This is a genomic window from Stenotrophomonas sp. WED208 (assembly GCF_040984485.1).
GTDB lineage: Bacteria > Pseudomonadota > Gammaproteobacteria > Xanthomonadales > Xanthomonadaceae > Stenotrophomonas > Stenotrophomonas riyadhensis.
In genome coordinates, this window is the sequence record NZ_JAZARB010000001.1 from 1,984,273 (window position 1) to 2,001,954 (window position 17,682).

The window sequence follows — 17,682 nt, forward strand, 5'->3', positions numbered from 1 at the left end:
TACGGCTGGTGTTCCATGCACGCACGTCCCGTCGTTCCCGGCTTGCCGGCGCTGGTGTTGGCAGCCCTGATCGGCACCATGGCGATGATGTCCTTCGTCGCCGTGATCGGTCCGGTGGTCCGCATGCTCGGCCTGTCCGAGTGGCATGCCGGCCTGTCGGTCACCGCCGCCGGCGTGCTGTGGATGCTGGCGGCGCGCCCATGGGGCCAGCTCAGCGACCGCATTGGCCGCAAGCGCGTGCTGATGCTGGCGATGAGTGCCTATACGGTGGTCTACATCGCACTGGCGGTGTTCATCGACGTGGCCCTGCAGGCGGTGCCGCCTGTATTGGTATCGGTGCTGGTGCTGGTCGGTGCGCGTGGCCTGATCGGCCTGTTCTACGCGGCCGTGCCGCCCACGGCTGCTGCGCTGATTGCCGACAAGGCACCGACCGGGCAGCGCGCCAGTTTCCTCGCCCGGCTGGGCAGTGCCAACGCGCTGGGCATGGTGCTGGGTCCGGCCGCTGCCGGCTGGCTGGCCTATACCAATCTTTCGCTGGCGCTCTACGTGGCCGCGTTGCTGCCGTTGCTGGCACTGGCATTGCTGGCGTGGCGGCTGCCAGCGACGCCACCGGTGGTGGGTGCTTCCGCGCAGCGCCGCGCGCCGATGAGCCGTCTCGACCCGCGCCTGCGCCTGCCACAGCTGGCAGCGTTCATCGCGATGGTTTCGGTGACCATCGCGCAGGTGACGGTCGGCTTCTTCGCGATTGATCGCCTGGGCCTGGATGCGGCCGCCGGCGCGCGCATGGCCGGCATTGCACTCACAGCGGTTGGCGTCGGCCTGATCCTGGCGCAGGCACTGGTGATGAAGCTGGAGGTACATCCACGCCGCTGGATCGTCCTCGGCGCGCTCATTTCCGGCATCGGCTTCGCTTCGGTGGCGGGCGTGCAGCAGGCCTGGCAGTTGCCGGCGGCGTACGCGTTGGCCGCGTTCGGCATGGGCTTCGTATTCCCCTCGTTCCAGGCGCTGGCCGCCGATGCGGTGGAGGCGCACGAGCAGGGCGCCGCCGCCGGCACGGTGGCGGCAGCGCAGGGGCTGGGCATGGTGGCCGGGCCGATGCTCGGCACGCTGTTGTATCGCGGCGGGCCAAGCCTGCCTTACCTGCTGGTCGGCGCGCTGTTGCTGTTGCTGTGCGCGCTGGCTGCAGCGCATCGGATGAAGGAGACCCCATGAACGATTCCCTGATGCAGGGCGCGTGGCCGGAGGCTGCGTCGGCCGCGCCGGAAAACACCGATGACGCGTCGCTGTTCCTGCTGCAGCATGCTGGCCAGCACGTGCACGCACGTGGTTGCCGGGCGACGCTGCCGAGTGGCGCGCTGGCGACCCTGGCTGAGCGTGTTGCGGAATTCTTTGCCCAGCAGCGCGGCGGTCCGGGCCTGCTGGTGGGTGCGGTGCCGTTCGAACCGCGAGCCGACGATGCGTTGTACCAGCCCGAGCGCCTGCTGCCGGCGCTGCCGTTGCAGCCGCAGGCGGCACCGGCGCTGCAGGGCGCGCTGCAGGCGGAGCCCGCAGCGCAGGACTATGCCGCCGCGGTTGCCGCGGCAGTGACGGCGCTGCGCGCGCCCGAACAGGACCTGCACAAAGTGGTGCTCGCGCGCAGCCTGTTGGCACGCACCCGCGCGGCGTTGTCTCCGGAGGTGCTGCTGGCGCGGTTGGGCGCGGATCCCTCGGTGGCCACCTATGCGGTGCCGCTGCCGGTGGAACTGGGGCAGGCACCGGCCTGGCTGGTCGGCGCAACACCGGAGCTGCTGCTGCGCAAGCGCGGCGTGCAGCTGCTGTCGCATCCGCTGGCCGGGTCCGCACGCCGCAGCGCCGATGCCATCGAGGACGAGCGTGCCGCGCAGGCATTGCTGGCTTCAACCAAGGACCACGACGAGCACCGCCACGTGGTCGAAGCCATCGTCGAGGGCCTGGCACCGTACTGCAGCCACATCGATGCACAGCCACGGCCGGTGCTGCATGCCACCGCCAGCATGTGGCACCTGGGCACCCGCATCCATGCCACCCTGAAGGATCCGCAGACATCGGCGGCCGAGCTGTTGGCACAGCTGCATCCCACGCCAGCAGTCTGCGGTACGCCGCGGTTGGCGGCGCTGCAGCGCATCCGCGAGCTGGAACCTGTACCGCGTGGCTTCTATGCCGGCGCGGTCGGCTGGCTGGATGCGCAAGGGGATGGCGACTGGTACGTGGCGATCCGCTGCGCACGCCTGCAGGGCACGCAGCTGCGCCTGTACGCCGGCGCCGGCATCGTCGCCGAGTCGCAGCCCGAGGCCGAGGTCGCCGAAACCGCAGCGAAGTTCGCTGCCCTGTTGAACGCGCTGGGTGTCCATGAATCCGCGCCCGCCATCGAGCCTGCCGCATGACTACCTCCACTGATTCCTCCCGCCTGCCACTGCAGCAGGTATGGCCCGATGCGCTGATGGCGCGCTATCGCGAGGCGGGCCACTGGCGTGGCGAGACCTTCCCGGCGTTCCTGCGCGAGCGCGCGGAACGCTATGCGGATGACATCGCGGTGGTCGCCGGTGATGTCCGCCTGAGCTACGCGCAGCTGTGGCACGAAGCCGGACGCATCGGCGCGGGCCTGCTGGCACTCGGCCTGCAGCCGGGTGAGCGGGTGCTGGTGCAGCTGGGCAACACTGCCGGGTTCATCGCCACCGTATGCGGACTGTTCCGTGCGGGCCTGGTGCCGGTATACGCGTTGCCGGCGCATCGCATCACCGAACTGGTGCACTTCGCCAACAAGGCCGAGGCCAGTGCCTACATCACTGCCGACCTGCATGATGGCTTTGATCATCGCGGGCTGGCGCGGGCGCTGCAGGCCGAGGTGCCGGCGCTGCGCCACGTGGTCATCGACGGCGATGCGGCGGAGTTCACCGCGCTGGAGGCGCTGCAGGGCGATCGCAGCGAGCTGCCGGCCGACCCGGACCCGCAGTCGGTGGCGTTCCTGCAGATCTCCGGTGGCAGCACCGGCCTGTCCAAGCTGATCCCGCGCACGCACGACGACTACATCTACTCGTTCCGCGCCAGCAATGACCTCTGCGGCATCGACCGCGACAGCGTCTACCTGGTCGCGCTGCCGGCCGCGCACAACTTCCCGATGAGTTCGCCCGGCTTCTTCGGTGCGCTGTATGCCGGCGCCCGCGTGGTGCTCAGCCCCGGTCCCGGCCCGGATGCGGCCTTCCCGCTGATCGCCCGCGAACAGGTGACCTGCTGCGGACTGGTGCCGCCGCTGGCGCTGCTGTGGGCGCAGGCGGCGGCAACCACTCCGCACGATCTGTCCAGCCTGCAGGTACTGCAGGTGGGCGGCGCCAAGCTGGTGCCGGAAGCTGCGCGGCGCGTGATCGACGGCCTGGGCTGTACCCTGCAGCAGGTGTTCGGCATGGCCGAAGGCCTGGTCAACTACACCCGCCTGGATGATCCGGAGGAACTGATCGTGGCCTGCCAGGGCCGGCCGATCAGCCCGGACGACGAAGTGCGCGTGGTCGATGACCACGACCAGCCGGTGACTGAGGGTGAAGTGGGTCATCTGCTGACCCGCGGCCCGTACACCATCCGTGGTTACCACAACGATGCGGTGGCCAACGCGCGCTCGTTCACCGACGATGGGTTCTACCGCACCGGTGACCGCGTGCAGCAGTTGCCCGGCGGCTATCTGGTGGTGCAGGGCCGTGCCGGTGACCACATCAACCGCGCGGGCGAGAAAATCTCCGCCGAGGAGATTGAAGATCACCTGCTGGCCCACCCCGGCGTGTTCGACGCCGCCGTGGTCTCCATTCCTGACGAGTATCTCGGTGAGCGCAGCTGCGCGTTCGTGATCCAGCAGGGGGAGCCGATCAAGGCGCCGGCACTGAAAGCCTGGATGCGTACGCGCGGCCTGGCGGCGTTCAAGGTGCCGGACCAGGTCGTGTTCGTCGACAGTTTCGATACCACCGCGGTCGGCAAGATCAGCCGCCGCGAACTGCGCGCGCAGCTGCGTGCGCGTCATCTGCAACAGACAGGAGGAACGCGCTGATGGCGCTGCCCCGCATCACCAACTATTCCTTGCCGACCGCTGCCGAACTGCCGCTGGCGCGCGGGCCCTGGCGCCCGCAGCGCGATCGTGTCGCGCTGCTGGTACACGACATGCAGCGCTACTTCCTGGCCGCGTTCGATGCCGGAAACGCGCCACTGCGGCCGGCGGTGGACAACATTGCGCGCCTGCTGGCGCATTGCCGCGCACACGGCATTCCGGTGTTCTACACCGCCCAGCATGGCGACCAGGATCGCCGCGACCGTGGCCTGCAGGCCGACCTGTGGGGCCCGGGTATGCGCCGCAGTGCCGATCATGAGCCGATCATCGAGGCGCTGGCACCGCAACCGGGCGAGCATGTGCTGGTGAAGCACCGCTACAGCGCGTTCCAGCGCAGCAACCTGGAGACGCTGATGCGGGTACGTGGCCGCGACCAGCTGCTGGTCACCGGCGTGTACGCGCATATCGGTTGCACCGCGACCGCGGTCGAGGCCTTCCAGCGCGATATCGAGGCCTTCATCGCAGCCGATGCGGTAGCGGACTTCTCGCGTGCCGATCACGATCAGGCGCTGCACTGGATCGCACGCACCTGTGGTGTGCCGATGACCACCGATCAGCTGCTGGAGGTGCTGTGATGGCTGCCACGGGTGATGCGCTGGATCTGGAGCGGATGCGTGCCGACGTTGCGCGCGTGCTGGAGTGCACGCCGGCCGAGATCGGTGACGACGACAATCTGATCGACCTGGACCTGGACTCGATGCGCATGCTGGGCCTGGTCCTGGCCTGGGGCAACACCGGGTTGCCGCTGGAGTTCTCGCAGTTGGCCGAACGCACCACGCTGCGCCAGTGGTGGGGTGTGGTGCAGAAGCTGCAGGCCGCGCAGAACGCATGAACGTCGCTGTGCTGGCCACGCCGGTGGCACTGACCGAGGCCCAGGCCGGACTGTGGTTCGCGCAGCGGCTGGCACCGGACAATCCGTCATTCAATACCGCACATGCGGTGTGGATCGACGGTCCGCTGGACGTGGCCGCGTTCATGGCGGCTGCCAACCGGGCGGCGGTTGAAGCCGAGGCCTTCGCGCTGCGCTTTGCCGAGGGGGCCGATGGCCAGCCGTTGCAGTGGCATGACCCGTCGCACGTGCCGCTGCTGTCAGTGCGCGATCTATCCGGCGAGACCGATCCGGCATCGGCGGCGCGTGCCCTGATGCAGGCCGACCGGCTCAGCGCGGTCGATCCGACCCGCGACCGCATAAGCCAGCAGGTGTTGTTCGATCTGGGTGGGCAGCGATGGGTCTGGTACCTGCGCGTGCATCATCTGGCTGCGGATGGTTACGGCATGGCGCTGTTTACTGATCGCGTGTGCGCCTTGTATGCCGGTCGTACGGATGAGCCGCTGCCGGGGCTGGCGGGCGTGCTGGTCGATGATGCCGCCTACCGCGCCGACCCGCGCCGCGCGCAGGCGGGGCAGTGGTGGTGCGAGCAGTTGCAGGGCGCACCGGCGGGCGTGGGCCTGGCCGGTACGCTCGCGGCCAGTGACGACGCGCTGCGCTGGGCGCAGCCGCTCGATGCTGCATTCCGTGAGCGGCTGCTGCAGGCATCGGTGCGTTGGCTGCAGCCCTGGCCGGATGTGCTGGCCGCGTTGTCGGCCGAGTACCTGCGGCGGATGAGCGCTGCCGATGAAGTGGTACTGGGCATGCCCTACATGGGGCGGCTCGGCAACGCATCGGCGCGGGTGCCGGCGATGGTGATGAATGTCTTGCCGCTGCGTGTGGCGGCCGGTGAGGGCAGCGTCGATGCCTTTACCCGCGGCCTGGGCCGGCAGCTCAGCCAGGGCCGCAAGCACGGCCGTTACCGCGGTGAGCAGTTGCGCCGGGACCTGGGCCTGGTCGGCGCGCAGCAGCGCCTGCACGGTCCGCTGGTGAATGTGCAGCCGTTCTACAAGCCACTGGCACTGACCGGCGTGCAGGCGACGCTGGAGGTGCTGTGCACCGGGCCGGTGGATGATCTGACGCTGGGCTTCCGTGGAGACGGCCAGCACCTGCTGGATCTGGAGATCGAGGCCAATCCCGCGCTGTACAGTCGCGAGGATGTCGAGGCGCACGCGGCGCGGTTGCTGCATTTCGTGTCGGCGGCGCTGGAGGCTGAAGAGATCGAGGCCGTGCCGCTGGCCACCGTCGAAGAGGCGCAGCAGGTGGTGCATGGCTTCAATGCCACCGCGCATGCGCTGCCACAGACTACGTTGGTTGAACTGCTGCAGCAGGGCATGGACCGTGATCCGCACGCGCCTGCGCTGGTGTTCGGCGACACCACGCTGGACTACGCAACGCTGGAAGCGCGGAGTTTCGCGCTGGCGGCACAACTGCGCGCGATGGCGGTCGGTCCGGGCAGTGTGGTGGCGGTGGCATTGCCGCGCTCGCTGGAACTGGTGATCGCGCTGGTGGCGGTGCTGCGTGCGGGTGCCGCTTACCTGCCGCTGGACCTTGCCCATCCCGATGAGCGCCTCGCGCGCATTCTCTCCTCGGCGCAGCCGGCGTGCGTACTGGCTGCGGCAGAGGTATCTGCGCGAATGGACGGTGTGCCGGTGCTTGCCCCCGATCAATGGACCGCGCTGAGTTTCGCAGCACCATGGGCCGATCCGGCGCCCAGCGATGCAGCCTATGTGATCTACACCTCCGGTTCGACCGGCGAGCCGAAGGGCGTCGTCATCGAGCACCGCGCCATCGTCAACCGCCTGCTGTGGATGCGCGAGCACTACGGCATCCGTTCCGATGACCGTGTTCTGCAGAAGACCCCGGCTACGTTCGATGTTTCGGTCTGGGAATTCTTCCTGCCGCTGCTGTGCGGCGCGACGCTGGTGGTGGCGGGTCCGGACGCGCATCGTGATCCGACCGAGCTGGCACGGCTTGTGCGTGCCCACGACATCACCACCGCACATTTCGTGCCGTCGATGCTCGACGCGTTCCTTGCCGCGCCTGCCTCCGAAGGCCTGCAGCTGCGCCGCGTGTTCACCAGTGGCGAGGCGCTGGACGCATCGCTGCGTGATCGTTTCCATGGGTGCATGCAGGCCGAACTGCACAACCTGTATGGCCCGACCGAAGCGGCCGTGGACGTGAGCTACTGGCCGGCCTCTGCACAGGACCGCTCACGGCCGGTACCGATCGGCTTCCCGGTCTGGAACACACGCCTGTACGTGCTTGACGCGCGGATGCAGCCGCTGCCGGTGGGTGTGCCGGGCGATCTGTATCTGGGCGGCGTGCAGCTGGCGCGTGGCTATCTCGGCCGCGATGACCTGACCGCCGAACGCTTCCTGGCCGATCCCTTCCTGCCAGGGGAGCGCATCTACCGCACCGGCGACGTGGGGCGTTGGCGGAGCGACGGCGCAGTCGAATACCTGGGCCGCAGCGACCACCAGGTGAAGCTGCGCGGCCTGCGCATCGAGCTGGGCGAGATCGAGGCGGCACTGCGCGAGCTGCCGGGCATGGAGCGCGTGGAAGTGCTGCTGCGCCAGGACACGCCGGGCGATGCCCGGCTGGTGGCCTATGTGCCAGCGGCGCTTGCCGATGCCGTGATGCTGCGCAGCCACCTGGCCACGCGCGTGCCGGACTACATGGTGCCGTCGGCGTTCGTTGGCGTGGATCAGTGGCCGGTGACCGCCAACGGCAAGCTCGACCGCAACGCGTTGCCGAAGCCGCCGCAGAACGAGATTGCCGGACTGGCGCCGCGCACGCCGCTGGAACAGGAGCTGGCGGTGCTGTTTGCCCAGGCACTCGGGCGTGAAGCGCCCGTGGCGGTCGATGCGGACTTCTTCAGCCTCGGCGGCGACTCGCTGTCCGCGGTGCACCTGCTGCTGGCGATCGAACAACGCTGGCGCTGTGACCTCGGCCTCGGTGCCTTGTTCGCGCAGCCGACCGTGGCCGCATTGGCGACGCGCATTGGCGAACCGCCGGCGCTGGCCGACCACGCATTGGGCCCGGTGATCTCGCTGGCTGCGACTGACGCTGATGGGCCCACTCCGTTGTTCGTGCTGCACCCGGCCGGTGGCATCGCCTGGAACTACCGGACGCTGGCGCGCGCCCTGCAGCCGGCACGCCCGGTATATGGCCTGCAGTCGCCCGCGCTGGATCCGAAGCAACCGTTGCCGTCCAGCGTCGAAGCCATGGCCAATGACTATGTGCAGCGGGTGATCACGCTGCAATCGAAGGGACCGGTGCATCTGCTGGGCTGGTCGGTGGGCGGCATCCTCGCCCAGGCGATGGCGGTGCGCCTGCATGAAATCGGCCGTGAAGTCGGTGAACTGGTGCTGCTCGACGCCTACCCCAGCGAATGCTGGCGGGCTGAGCCGGAACCCGATGCCATCGCCGCATTGCGCGCACTGCTGGCGATTGCCGGCCATGACCCGGATGCACATCCGGAGCTGGACAGCCGTGAACGCATTCTCGGCTTCCTGCGTCGCGGTGGTAGTGCGCTCGGCAGCCTGCCGGATGTAGTGCTCGATGGCGTGGTGCGTGCGGTGACCGGCACCAACCGGTTGATCCGCGAACACATCCACCAACCGTTCGACGGCACGCTGGTGCACGTGCGCGCTGGCCGGGACCATCAGGCGCGGCCGCAGCTGCAGTCCGCGCTGTGGCGCTCGCACGCGCGCAAGGTGCAGGCGCTGGAACTGCCGTTCCTGCATGCCGAGCTGACCGGCCGCGATGCGGTGGCGCAGCTGGCACCGTGGTTGTCGGCGCGCCTGCGCCACTGGGATGAGCAACAGGAGATCGCAACATGCAGTTGACCGGCTTTGAAGGTCGCGTGGCACTGGTGACCGGTGCCTCCGGTGGCATCGGCGAGGCACTGGTACGGCTGTTGGCCGAGGCCGGCTGCACGGTGGTGGCAACCGACCGCGAGGCGCCCGTGGTAATGGATGCACGTGTACAGGCATTTGCGCTCGATGTGACCGACAGCGCAGCGGTGGACGCCCTGGTGGATCGTGTGGAAGCCAGCATTGGGCCGATCGGTCTCGCCGCCAGCGTGGCGGGCGTCCTGCATGTGGGAGCTGTTACGGAGACCACCGATACCGATTGGCGCCGGGTATTCGCGGTCAATGCCGATGGTGTGTTCCATGTCGGGCGTGCGCTGGCGCGGGTGATGTCACCGCGAGGTCAGGGTGCGATCGTCACCGTCAGTTCGAATGCCGCCGGCGTGCCGCGGCACGGCATGGCCGCCTACGCCGCGTCCAAGGCTGCTGCCACGATGTTCACCCGCTGCCTCGGGCTGGAACTGGCGCCGCTGGGCATCCGCTGCAACATCGTCGCCCCGGGTTCAACGCTGACCCCGATGCAGACCGGCATGTGGCAGGACGCGCATGGCGCAGAGCGGGTGATCGCCGGCAGCCTGGAGACGTACAAGGCCGGCATCCCGCTGCGCAAGCTGGCCACCCCGGAAGACATCGCTCATTCGGTGATGTTCCTGCTCTCCGAGCAGGCCGGGCACGTGGCGATGAGTGACCTGTACGTGGACGGCGGCGCCACCCTGCGCGGGTGAGTTGCCGGTAACCCATGGCCCGGTAGTGCCGGCCGCTGGCCGGCAACCTCATTCAACTTCAGACATCTCCGAACATCCATCGAGGCATGGCCTGACGTTCAACGCCCAATGATCGCTCCACCATGGGGCATGAGCAGCCATCGCCTCCGCCTGGGCCGGCGTTCCATTGTCGGTCAGGTCTACGTTCTGACAACGGCCACACATCAGCGCCGCCGGCTCTTTGAAAGCGAAGCTGCAGTGGCATGTGTAATCGACCAGTTCCATTACATCGAACGTCGGGGGCTGGTGCAGTCACTCGCATGGGTCGTCATGCCGGATCACGTCCACTGGATGTTCGAGCTGCGCGGAGGTCCCCTTTCAGGCATTGCGCGCCGAATGAAGTCGTCGAGCGCGCTTGCCTTGAATCGCCTGGCTGGCCGTCGAAGTACGGTATGGCAGCCTGGCTACTTCGATCATGCAGTGAGGGCTGAGGAGTCGCTGGCGCGGCAAGCCCTGTATATCCTGGGGAATCCGGTGCGCGCTGATCTTGCCGGGCAGATTGGCGAGTACCCACATGCGTGGTCGGTCTGGGCGTGATGCCGGCCAGCGGCCGGCACTATCCGTTGCGGTGAGGGCTGAGCAGGCGCTGTACATCGTGGGGAGTCCGGTACGCGCAGGTGTTGCTGGGTAGATTGGCGATTATCCGTATGCGTGGTCGGTCTGGGCGTGATGCCGGCCAGCGGCCGGCACTACCAGGCTTTCGAGCGAGACGGTTGCGGCAATACCCGTTGCAGTCAGGGCAGCGTCAGGCGGAACACCAGTACACGGTTGTCGTTGTCGTACGGGCTGTCGCAGGATTGGCCCTGCATGCGGCAGTGGCGGGCGATGAAGTCGTTGTCGTTGCCGATCAGCAACAGCACGTCGTTGGGATGCTGCGGGTCCAAGGCAGGCAGCACGTCCATGGCTTCCCACTTTTCCGAGAGCAGACCGACATGCGGGCCGCGCTTGGTGTCCAGGTCAAGGCCGGCACGCGCGAGCTGCGGGCGGTCGAGCAGGTTCAGCAGTTCATCGCTGCGTGCGGGCACGATGCCGGCCTTCAACGTGGTGTCCGCCGCATCAGCCAGTACCGAGGTCGTGCCGGTTTCGTAGGAGCTGCCGGCCAGGTTGCTGGCACCGGACACATCCACCAGCAGCACCGACTTGAAGACGATCGGGTCGTCGCCATCCTTGCCCAGACCGTTGCCGTCGCGGGCCAGCAGCAGGAAGCGGTGGGCATCCAGCGCGCGCAGCTCGCTCTGCGCGGCAGTGCGGTCCAGCTTGCCCTTGCCGTCATGTGCATAGGCGGGCAGGGCCATCACGTAATGGCCGATCGGTTGCTGTGGCGTCGGCGAGACCGTCACGTCGTAGACCAGCACGCGGGTGTTGATGCGTCCGGCCGCATTGCCCTCCGCGCTGTCCTGCAGCGTTGCACTCTGCAGGGCGACAAACAGGCGGGTACCGTCGGGCGAAAGGCTCATGCCTTCCACGCCCTGGTTGTTGCGGCGGCCGGTCTGCGGTGGCGCCAGTGAACCGAACGCTGGCTTGCCCTCGCGCTGCGGCCTGATCGCGGGCGGTGCCACGATCACACCCTGCAGCTGACCCTGCGCATCGAAGTAGTAGACGTTGGCGGTGTACTCGTCGCCGATGTAGAAGTGGCCATCGGCGGTAAACTGCAGCGATTCCGCATCCAGCGAGACCTTGCCCGCGCCTGCGCCGCTGGCCGGCGAGGGCAGCACCACATCGCGCTGGGTGATCGTGTGCTCACCCGGGTCAGCACCGGTGAACGGCTGCCCGTTGAAATCCTTCAGTACCACGCCCTTGTCGGGCACCATCGTCAGCGCGCCGAGCGCACCGGGCTTGCCTGGGGCAATGTCGATGCGCAGCTGCATGCGCTCCACGCGGCCGGCGTAGTCGTAGAACAGGCCAGCCTCGGGGTCGTTGCGGCCGCGGTCGGGCAGGGTCCACAGCACGCCTTCGTAGCCGCTGGCGGTGCGCTTCCAGGTGCCAGGCTGTACCGCCAGCGACGAGAACGAGCCCAGCGTGTCGCCGAGGAAGTCCACCGTGCCCGCCGGCAGCCGCCCGGCGGCGACCAGGCCTTTATCCACGTAGGTACGACCGCCCAACTGCAGGGTGCGTGGCGGTGCGCCAGCGGCCTCGTGGGGAGCGGAGTATCCGCTGGCGGAGAGCGTGGCCAGCAGCAGGGCGGTCGCGAACATCGGTGGACTCCGGGCGGTCAATCAGAAGCGAAGGTCGATCGTACCGAACACCTGGCGCGGTGCCGAGGCATGGAACACATACAGCTTGCCGGCCGGGTCGCTGGGCGCGAACACGCTCGAATCCAGGTTGCTGGCGTAGCGCTTGTTGGTCAGGTTGGTCACGTTGAACGACAGGCGCATGCCCTTGGCGAAGCCGACCTGGCCGAAGTCATAGCCACCGGCCAGATCGAACACGGTGAAGCCACCGAAGCCCTGGTCGTTGGTGTAGGTGTAGAAGCGCTCGCCGGTGTATTTGCCACGCAGGCTGGCGAACCAGCCGTTGTCGCGCCAGGTGATCTCGGTGGCCAGCAGCTGCTTGGGCGTATCGGTCTGGATCCTGCCCTTGATCTGCTGCTCGACACCGGCCTGCACGTAGTTGGAGGCGTAGGTTGAACGGTTCAGCGAGGCCGAGGTGTACCAGCTGAAGTGCTCGTTCGGGGTCCACAGCACGGTCAGCTCGGCGCCACGGCTGTCGACGCCGCCAACGTTGTAGAAGCGGTTGCCGCAGGTCGGGCCGACCGGTTGGCGCGAGTCACAGGGGTTGTACTGCAGCAGGCGGTTGTCGAAGCGCACGCTGTAGGCCGCGATCGAGGCCTGCAGGGTATCGGTGACGAAGCGGTAGCCGGCTTCCAGCGAGCGTGACTCCTCCGGCTTCAGGTTGCCCTGCGCATTCCAGGTGGCCTGGCTGACCGCCTGCGGGCCCAGCTTGAAGCCGCCCTGGAACATGGCGATGTTCTCGGCGTAGCTGGCGAAGATCTCGTGGTGCTCGGCCAGGCGGAAGTTGGCGCCGATGCTGGGCAGGAAATTCTTGCTGGCCTTCAACGAACCGGTGGCGAACTGGTTGTTGGAGGTCGGCGAGATCGGCGTCTTCGCATCGCCCGGCAGTGCTTGTGCATCGGAGGTGGCGTGCGGGCTCTTGGCGCCGAACTCCAGGGTCAGGCGGTCATCGAGCAGGCGCCAGGTGTCCTTCAGGAAGAACTGGTGGGTCTTCCAGCGGGTGCGCTGGGCAAACACGCCCACATCGGAGGGCAGGGTATTCATGCCGCTCAGGTCACGCGGGCCGTCCACGGCGGTCTGGTAGCGCTCGGCGCTGCTGGCGTTGCGCTCGTACCAGACGCCGCCTTCGATGCGGTGTGCGCCCAGCTCCCAGTCGAACGACAGCGTGCCGCCATCGCGGTCGATGGTGTAGATGGTGTTGCGGAAGATGATCGGGATCTCCTGCGCGGTGCCCTTGTTCGACCACGCGCCGCTGTTCCAGTTGTGGCCTTCGCCACGGTCATCGTGGTGGTAGGCCAGCGCCCGCAGGCTGAAGCCATCGGCCAGGAAGAAATCGCCGGCCAGGTAGTACAGGTTGTCATCGCGCAGGATCTGGCCGGCGGTGAAGGCACCGTCGGCATCCTTGTCCGGGCCGCTGTTGTCGCACTTCTTCGCATTGAAGCTGGCGGTGTTGCAGTAGGCCTTGGCCACCGCCTTGTTCCAGTCCGGCGCGTAGCCGCCCCAGTCCCAGCCCAGGCCGCGCGACATCTCGTCCTTGGACAGGTAGAAGTAGTCGGCCTGGGTGGTGCGCGAGGTATCGACGAAACCGGTGATCTGGCCGCGGCCAAAGTTCCACACGCCCTTGGCGTTGAACTGCTTGGTGGTGGATTTGTTGTAGGCGGTCTGGTCGTTCCACAGATCGGAGACGGCATTCATGCCGGAGACGTAGCCGGAGAAGCCGTTGTACTCGCCGCTGTCCACGCGCACGAAGGTGCGGCGGTTGGCATCGCTGCCGAAGGTCTGCACCACGCGGCCGCCGAGTTCCTGCGCCGGGCGGTCGGAGGTATAGGAAATGGTGCCGCCGAGGTTGCTGGTGGACGGCGTGCCGAGGCTGCCGATGCCCACCGCCAGTTCGGCGCCGGCCATGTTCTCGCTGATCAGCGCACGGTTGATGGTCAGGCCGTTGTAGTTGTTGTACGCGCCATCGCCCAGCGGCACGCCATCCAGTGTGTAACCGAGACGGGTGGAGTTGAAGCCGCGCAGGCTGAGGGTCATCGACTGCTCGTTGGTGCCCAGCGCATCGGCCGACTGCGCGTTGACACCCGGAAGCAGGTTCAGCGTCTTCTGCAGGCTGGTGCCTGGCGGCAGGATGTCGAGGTTCTCGCGGGTGATGCGCTGCACCTGGCGCGCTTCACCGCTGCCGATCACAGAGACTGCATCGAGGTTGGTCGCGGAGGGCGAGCTGGAGGTCGGGGCAGCATCCTGCGCCCAGGCCGCGGGAGCGAGCGCGATCGACAGCGCAGCGGCCAACAAAGTCTTCGTCATGTTACGGACACTCAGGCAGGCACGAGCCACCGCAGGGGTGCGGAGCTCATGGAGTTCAGAAGGGGAGACAACCGATGCGACCAGCGGGCGCTGCAGGCGCCGTGGGTCAACGTGAAAATGGTGCGCTAGACAGATGACTGTCTGGTGACATGTTCATTCGTTGTGAGGCGCCTACCAGGACGTGTAGTGCCGGCCGCTGGCCGGCAGCCACGTGGACCCATCTGGCAATGTGCAGCTGCCGGCCAGCGGCCGGCACTACCAATCGGTGTTCAGCGCGGCTTGCGCGTGCGCTTCGGCTTCGCGGTATCACCGCCGCTGGCGGCGCCATCCTGCAGCGCCTGCAACCAGGACAGGGTGTCCACGTAGTCGATGAAGTGGCGCAGGTATCCGGGGCTGGTTGCCTGCATCGTGTCCAGCATGCGCTGCACCAGCACCGCCGAGTTCAGCGGGCCGCCATCGGCGGGGGCTTCGGTGCGCAGCGAACGGCGCACCTGCAGTTCGCTGCGCAGCTCCGACCATTCGCGCTGCACCTGCTGCAGCATCGGCACCTGCGGGTAATGCGGCAGCGAGCGTGACCCCGCATCGAGGTCGCGCACCAGTGCGCGCAGGCCCTCCAGTGCGGGCGGCTTACTTGGCATCCGGGGCCCTGGGCTTGGGAATCGGCGCGATTTCCACGCGACGATTGCGCGCGCGGCCGTCTTCGCTGGCATTGGAGCTGACCGGCTGCTCGCTGCCGAACGCGGCGGCGAATACCGCGTCAGCCGGTACGCCATCGGCAATCAGCGTGCGGGTCACGGTCAGCGAACGCTGTGCCGACAGCTCCCAGTTGTCGGCGAAACGCCGGTTGCCTTCGCGCACCGGCGCGTCATCGGTGAAGCCGCTGACCATCAGGATCTCTTCGCGCGTGCCCAGGTAGGCGGCCAGCGGCGCAGCCAGGCTGCGCAGCAGCTCCTGGCCTTCCGGCTGCAGCTGGTCCGAGTTCAGTGCAAACAACACGCTGCCACTGATGCCGATGCGTCCATCGACCAGGGTCACGCGACCGGCGGCCAGCGGGCCCGCCAGCGCCTGTTCCAGGGTCTGCAGGCGCTTGGCTTCGGCCTGGCGCTGCTTCACTTCCTGGTCCAGTCGCTGCGACAGCTCCAGCTGCACGGCAACCACACCGACCAGTATCAGCACGAACGCGCCCAGCAGCACCGACATCAGGTCGCCGAAGGCGGCCCAGATCGGGGCGTGTGAGCCGCCGTCGACCTCCAGCTCGTCGCTCATGCGCTGCCGGCCTTGCCGCGGCGCGTGGCCAGCTGCTGCAGTTCTTCCATCACCTGCTTCTGCGACAGCAGGCTGAGGTCGACCACCTCGCGTGCCTGCGCCACGTAGTAGGCCAGTTGCTCGTCGCTGCGGGCCAGCGAGGCATCCAGTGCGCCGCCGATCTGTTCCAGGCGGCCGGACAGCTCAGCCGAGGCCGTACCGAACTGCTCGACAGCGGAACCGAAGGTGCCGGCCAGCTGGCCGACGTCGCCGGCGCTGCCGCTGAGCGCTGCGGCAATGCCATCCAGCTTGCCGGTCTCGGCGGCGATATGGTCGGTGAAGCGGTTGCCGACGCGTTCCAGCAGCTCGGCCGAACCACCGACCAGCGCGTCCACGGCGGTGCGCTGTTCGTGCGAGGCATGGTTGATCGCATCGAGCAGGGTCTGCACGGTGGCCAGCAGCCGGCCGCGTTCTTCCAGCATCGCGTTGTCGCGCACCAGGCTCTCGGAGAGCGTGCTGCGCAGCTCGTTGATGACGTCGGCGGCGGCCTTCGGTGCAGCGGCCGCGGTCTGCAGCAGGGTGGACACTTCCGCCAGCGTGGCACTGGCCTGGGCGCGACCGTTTTCGCCGATCTGCTGTGCGGTGGCCGCCAGCGTGTCGCAGACCTGCTGCTGCTGCGCGGCCAGGCGTTCGCCGTTGGCCTGCAGGCGTTCGGCCAGCTCCGTGGAAACGTGCTGCAGGGCATCGCTCCAGCGCTGCAGGCGCTGTTCGTCGCCGGCCTGCAGCTGGGCCTGCAGCGCGGCGTGGGCCTGCTGCAGTTCGGCGCTGACCGCATCCCAGCGCGCCTGGCGCTGCTGCTCGCGGCTGTCCAGGCTGGCCTGCAGTTCGGCGTGCGCGGTCGCGGCGGCGGCCTGCGCGGCCTGCCAATCCTGCGAACGCTGCAGTTCGTGATCCTGCAGCAGCGCCTGGCTGGCGCTGTGGTGCTGTTCCAGTGCCTGCAGCAGCGCCTGCGCACGCGCGTCCAGATGCTCGCTGGCGTCCAGCAATGCCTGCTGCTGGCGTTCGACCAGTGCGGTATTCAATGCCTGCTGCTGTTCGGCGGCGGCGCGCCAGGCCTCGGCATTGCCGCTGGCATCGGCCTGCAGGCGCTCGCCGATGCGCGCGACCAGTGCTTCGGCCTGGGTGCCCTGGCCATCGCTGAAGGCCTGCAGGTGCTGCCGCAGATCACTCACCAGCGCCTGTTGTGCCTGGGTCTGCTCGCTCACCACCTTGGCCCAGCTGGCTTCGGTGGCGACGCGGCTGCGTTCGAAACCGTCGCTCAGGCCAGACAACTGCTGCTGCACCGCCTGCTCGACACGGGCGTGCAACGCCTCACCATGCTGGGCCAGACCGGCCAGCGTGCTCTCGGCCATCGGCTGCAGCGCGCCACCGATGGCAGCGGCGCTGGCCTCGGCGCCTTCGCGCAGCGACTGCTGCAGCGAGACGGCCAGGCGTTCCTGCAGCGCCTGGCTCTGGGTCAGGAACTCGGCCTGGCCGGCCAGCAGGCGCTCATTGGCGGCCGCACTGTGCTGTTCGAAGGTGCTGGTCATCGCCTGCAGGCGGTCGACCAGCGCGGGCAGCGCGGCGGACTGTGCCTGCAGCAGTCGAAGCGATTCGGCGCGCTGCCAGGCCTGCGAGTACGGGTGCAGGTCGCCGGTAATGGCACGGTCCAGCTGCTGCACGGCCTGCAGGCGGTCACGGCGCAGCAGCGCCGCCAGCAGGCCGAGCATGGCCGAGCTGGCCACACCGGCGATCGAGGTGCCGAATGCCACCGCCAGGCCTTGGACCGGCGAGGCCAGCGAGCCGCGGATGGCGGCCATGTCGGTCGCGCTCTGCAGGGCCAGGCCGGTGCCGCGCAGGGTGTCCATCATGCCCAGCAGGGTGCCGAGCATGCCCAGCAGCACCAGCAGGCCAACCAGGTACGGGGTCAGTACCGGCGCGGGCAGGGCGGTGCGCTCGCCTTCCACGCGCAGGCGCACGGCGTTGCGCAGGCCCACCGGTACGCGTTCCAGCCAGGGGGCAAGGCTTTCCTTCGCGCTGGACAGGTCACTCAGTGCGCTGCGCAGGCCGTTGCTGGCCTGGCGGTAGCGGTACAGCTCCACGCCGCCAGCGATGTAGCAGGCCGCGATGATCGCCGCCACCGCTGCACCCAGCGGATGCACCGAAACGTAGCCAATGCCGATCCAGCACACGGCCAGCAGGCCGACAAGGAAAACAACGACATGGAAAGCAGTTCTGGACATGGTGT

The 17,682-nt window shown here is 68.1% G+C and carries 13 protein-coding genes; 8 read left to right on the forward strand and 5 right to left on the reverse strand.

Annotated elements, in window-relative coordinates:
- Window positions 1-15 precede the first annotated feature (15 nt).
- The 8 genes from VPH47_RS08815 to VPH47_RS08850 all read left to right on the forward strand — a co-directional run bounded on the left by VPH47_RS08815 (window position 16) and on the right by VPH47_RS08850 (window position 10,152).
- Window positions 16-1,212, forward strand: a complete 1,197-nt coding sequence (locus tag VPH47_RS08815) for an MFS transporter (RefSeq protein WP_180855587.1) — start codon at window positions 16-18, stop codon at window positions 1,210-1,212.
- Window positions 1,209-2,402 carry an isochorismate synthase MenF gene (locus VPH47_RS08820; RefSeq protein ID WP_368850538.1) on the forward strand — a complete coding sequence of 398 codons (1,194 nt, stop codon included), beginning with the start codon at window positions 1,209-1,211 and terminating at the stop codon, window positions 2,400-2,402. The genes VPH47_RS08815 and VPH47_RS08820 overlap by 4 nt, the downstream gene beginning before the upstream one ends.
- Window positions 2,399-4,051, forward strand: coding sequence for a (2,3-dihydroxybenzoyl)adenylate synthase (locus VPH47_RS08825; protein ID WP_368850539.1), 1,653 nt, complete (start codon window positions 2,399-2,401; stop codon window positions 4,049-4,051). The genes VPH47_RS08820 and VPH47_RS08825 overlap by 4 nt, the downstream gene beginning before the upstream one ends.
- Window positions 4,051-4,683, forward strand: coding sequence for an isochorismatase family protein (locus VPH47_RS08830; protein WP_368850540.1), 633 nt, complete (start codon window positions 4,051-4,053; stop codon window positions 4,681-4,683). The genes VPH47_RS08825 and VPH47_RS08830 overlap by 1 nt, the downstream gene beginning before the upstream one ends.
- Window positions 4,683-4,940, forward strand: a complete 258-nt coding sequence (locus tag VPH47_RS08835) for a phosphopantetheine-binding protein (RefSeq protein ID WP_368850541.1) — start codon at window positions 4,683-4,685, stop codon at window positions 4,938-4,940. The genes VPH47_RS08830 and VPH47_RS08835 overlap by 1 nt, the downstream gene beginning before the upstream one ends.
- Window positions 4,937-8,827 (forward strand): enterobactin synthase subunit F, encoded by a 3,891-nt coding sequence (locus VPH47_RS08840; RefSeq protein ID WP_368850542.1) that lies wholly within the window; start codon window positions 4,937-4,939, stop codon window positions 8,825-8,827. The genes VPH47_RS08835 and VPH47_RS08840 overlap by 4 nt, the downstream gene beginning before the upstream one ends.
- Window positions 8,818-9,576, forward strand: coding sequence for a 2,3-dihydro-2,3-dihydroxybenzoate dehydrogenase (locus tag VPH47_RS08845; protein WP_368850543.1), 759 nt, complete (start codon window positions 8,818-8,820; stop codon window positions 9,574-9,576). The genes VPH47_RS08840 and VPH47_RS08845 overlap by 10 nt, the downstream gene beginning before the upstream one ends.
- Before the next feature lie 129 nt (window positions 9,577-9,705).
- On the forward strand, window positions 9,706-10,152 hold the full coding sequence (locus VPH47_RS08850) for a transposase (protein WP_368850544.1): 447 nt from the start codon (window positions 9,706-9,708) through the stop codon (window positions 10,150-10,152).
- A gap of 197 nt (window positions 10,153-10,349) precedes the next feature.
- On the opposite strand, the gene VPH47_RS08855 is transcribed toward VPH47_RS08850, so the two are convergent.
- From VPH47_RS08855 to VPH47_RS08875, 5 genes are all read right to left on the reverse strand, one after another.
- On the reverse strand, window positions 10,350-11,810 hold the full coding sequence (locus tag VPH47_RS08855) for an esterase-like activity of phytase family protein (RefSeq protein ID WP_368850545.1): 1,461 nt from the start codon (window positions 11,808-11,810) through the stop codon (window positions 10,350-10,352).
- Between the two features lie 21 nt (window positions 11,811-11,831).
- Window positions 11,832-14,150 (reverse strand): TonB-dependent receptor, encoded by a 2,319-nt coding sequence (locus tag VPH47_RS08860; RefSeq protein WP_368850546.1) that lies wholly within the window; start codon window positions 14,148-14,150, stop codon window positions 11,832-11,834.
- Between the two features lie 269 nt (window positions 14,151-14,419).
- Complete coding sequence (locus VPH47_RS08865) at window positions 14,420-14,860, reverse strand: DUF2894 domain-containing protein (RefSeq protein WP_343126103.1); 441 nt, start codon at window positions 14,858-14,860, stop codon at window positions 14,420-14,422.
- Window positions 14,778-15,416 (reverse strand): OmpA family protein, encoded by a 639-nt coding sequence (locus tag VPH47_RS08870; protein WP_097047766.1) that lies wholly within the window; start codon window positions 15,414-15,416, stop codon window positions 14,778-14,780. The genes VPH47_RS08865 and VPH47_RS08870 overlap by 83 nt, the downstream gene beginning before the upstream one ends.
- Window positions 15,413-17,677: a DUF802 domain-containing protein gene (locus tag VPH47_RS08875; protein WP_368850547.1), complete on the reverse strand. Its 2,265-nt coding sequence runs from the start codon at window positions 17,675-17,677 to the stop codon at window positions 15,413-15,415. Before VPH47_RS08875 ends, VPH47_RS08870 begins: the two co-directional genes overlap by 4 nt.
- Between the last annotated feature and the right edge of the window lie 5 nt (window positions 17,678-17,682).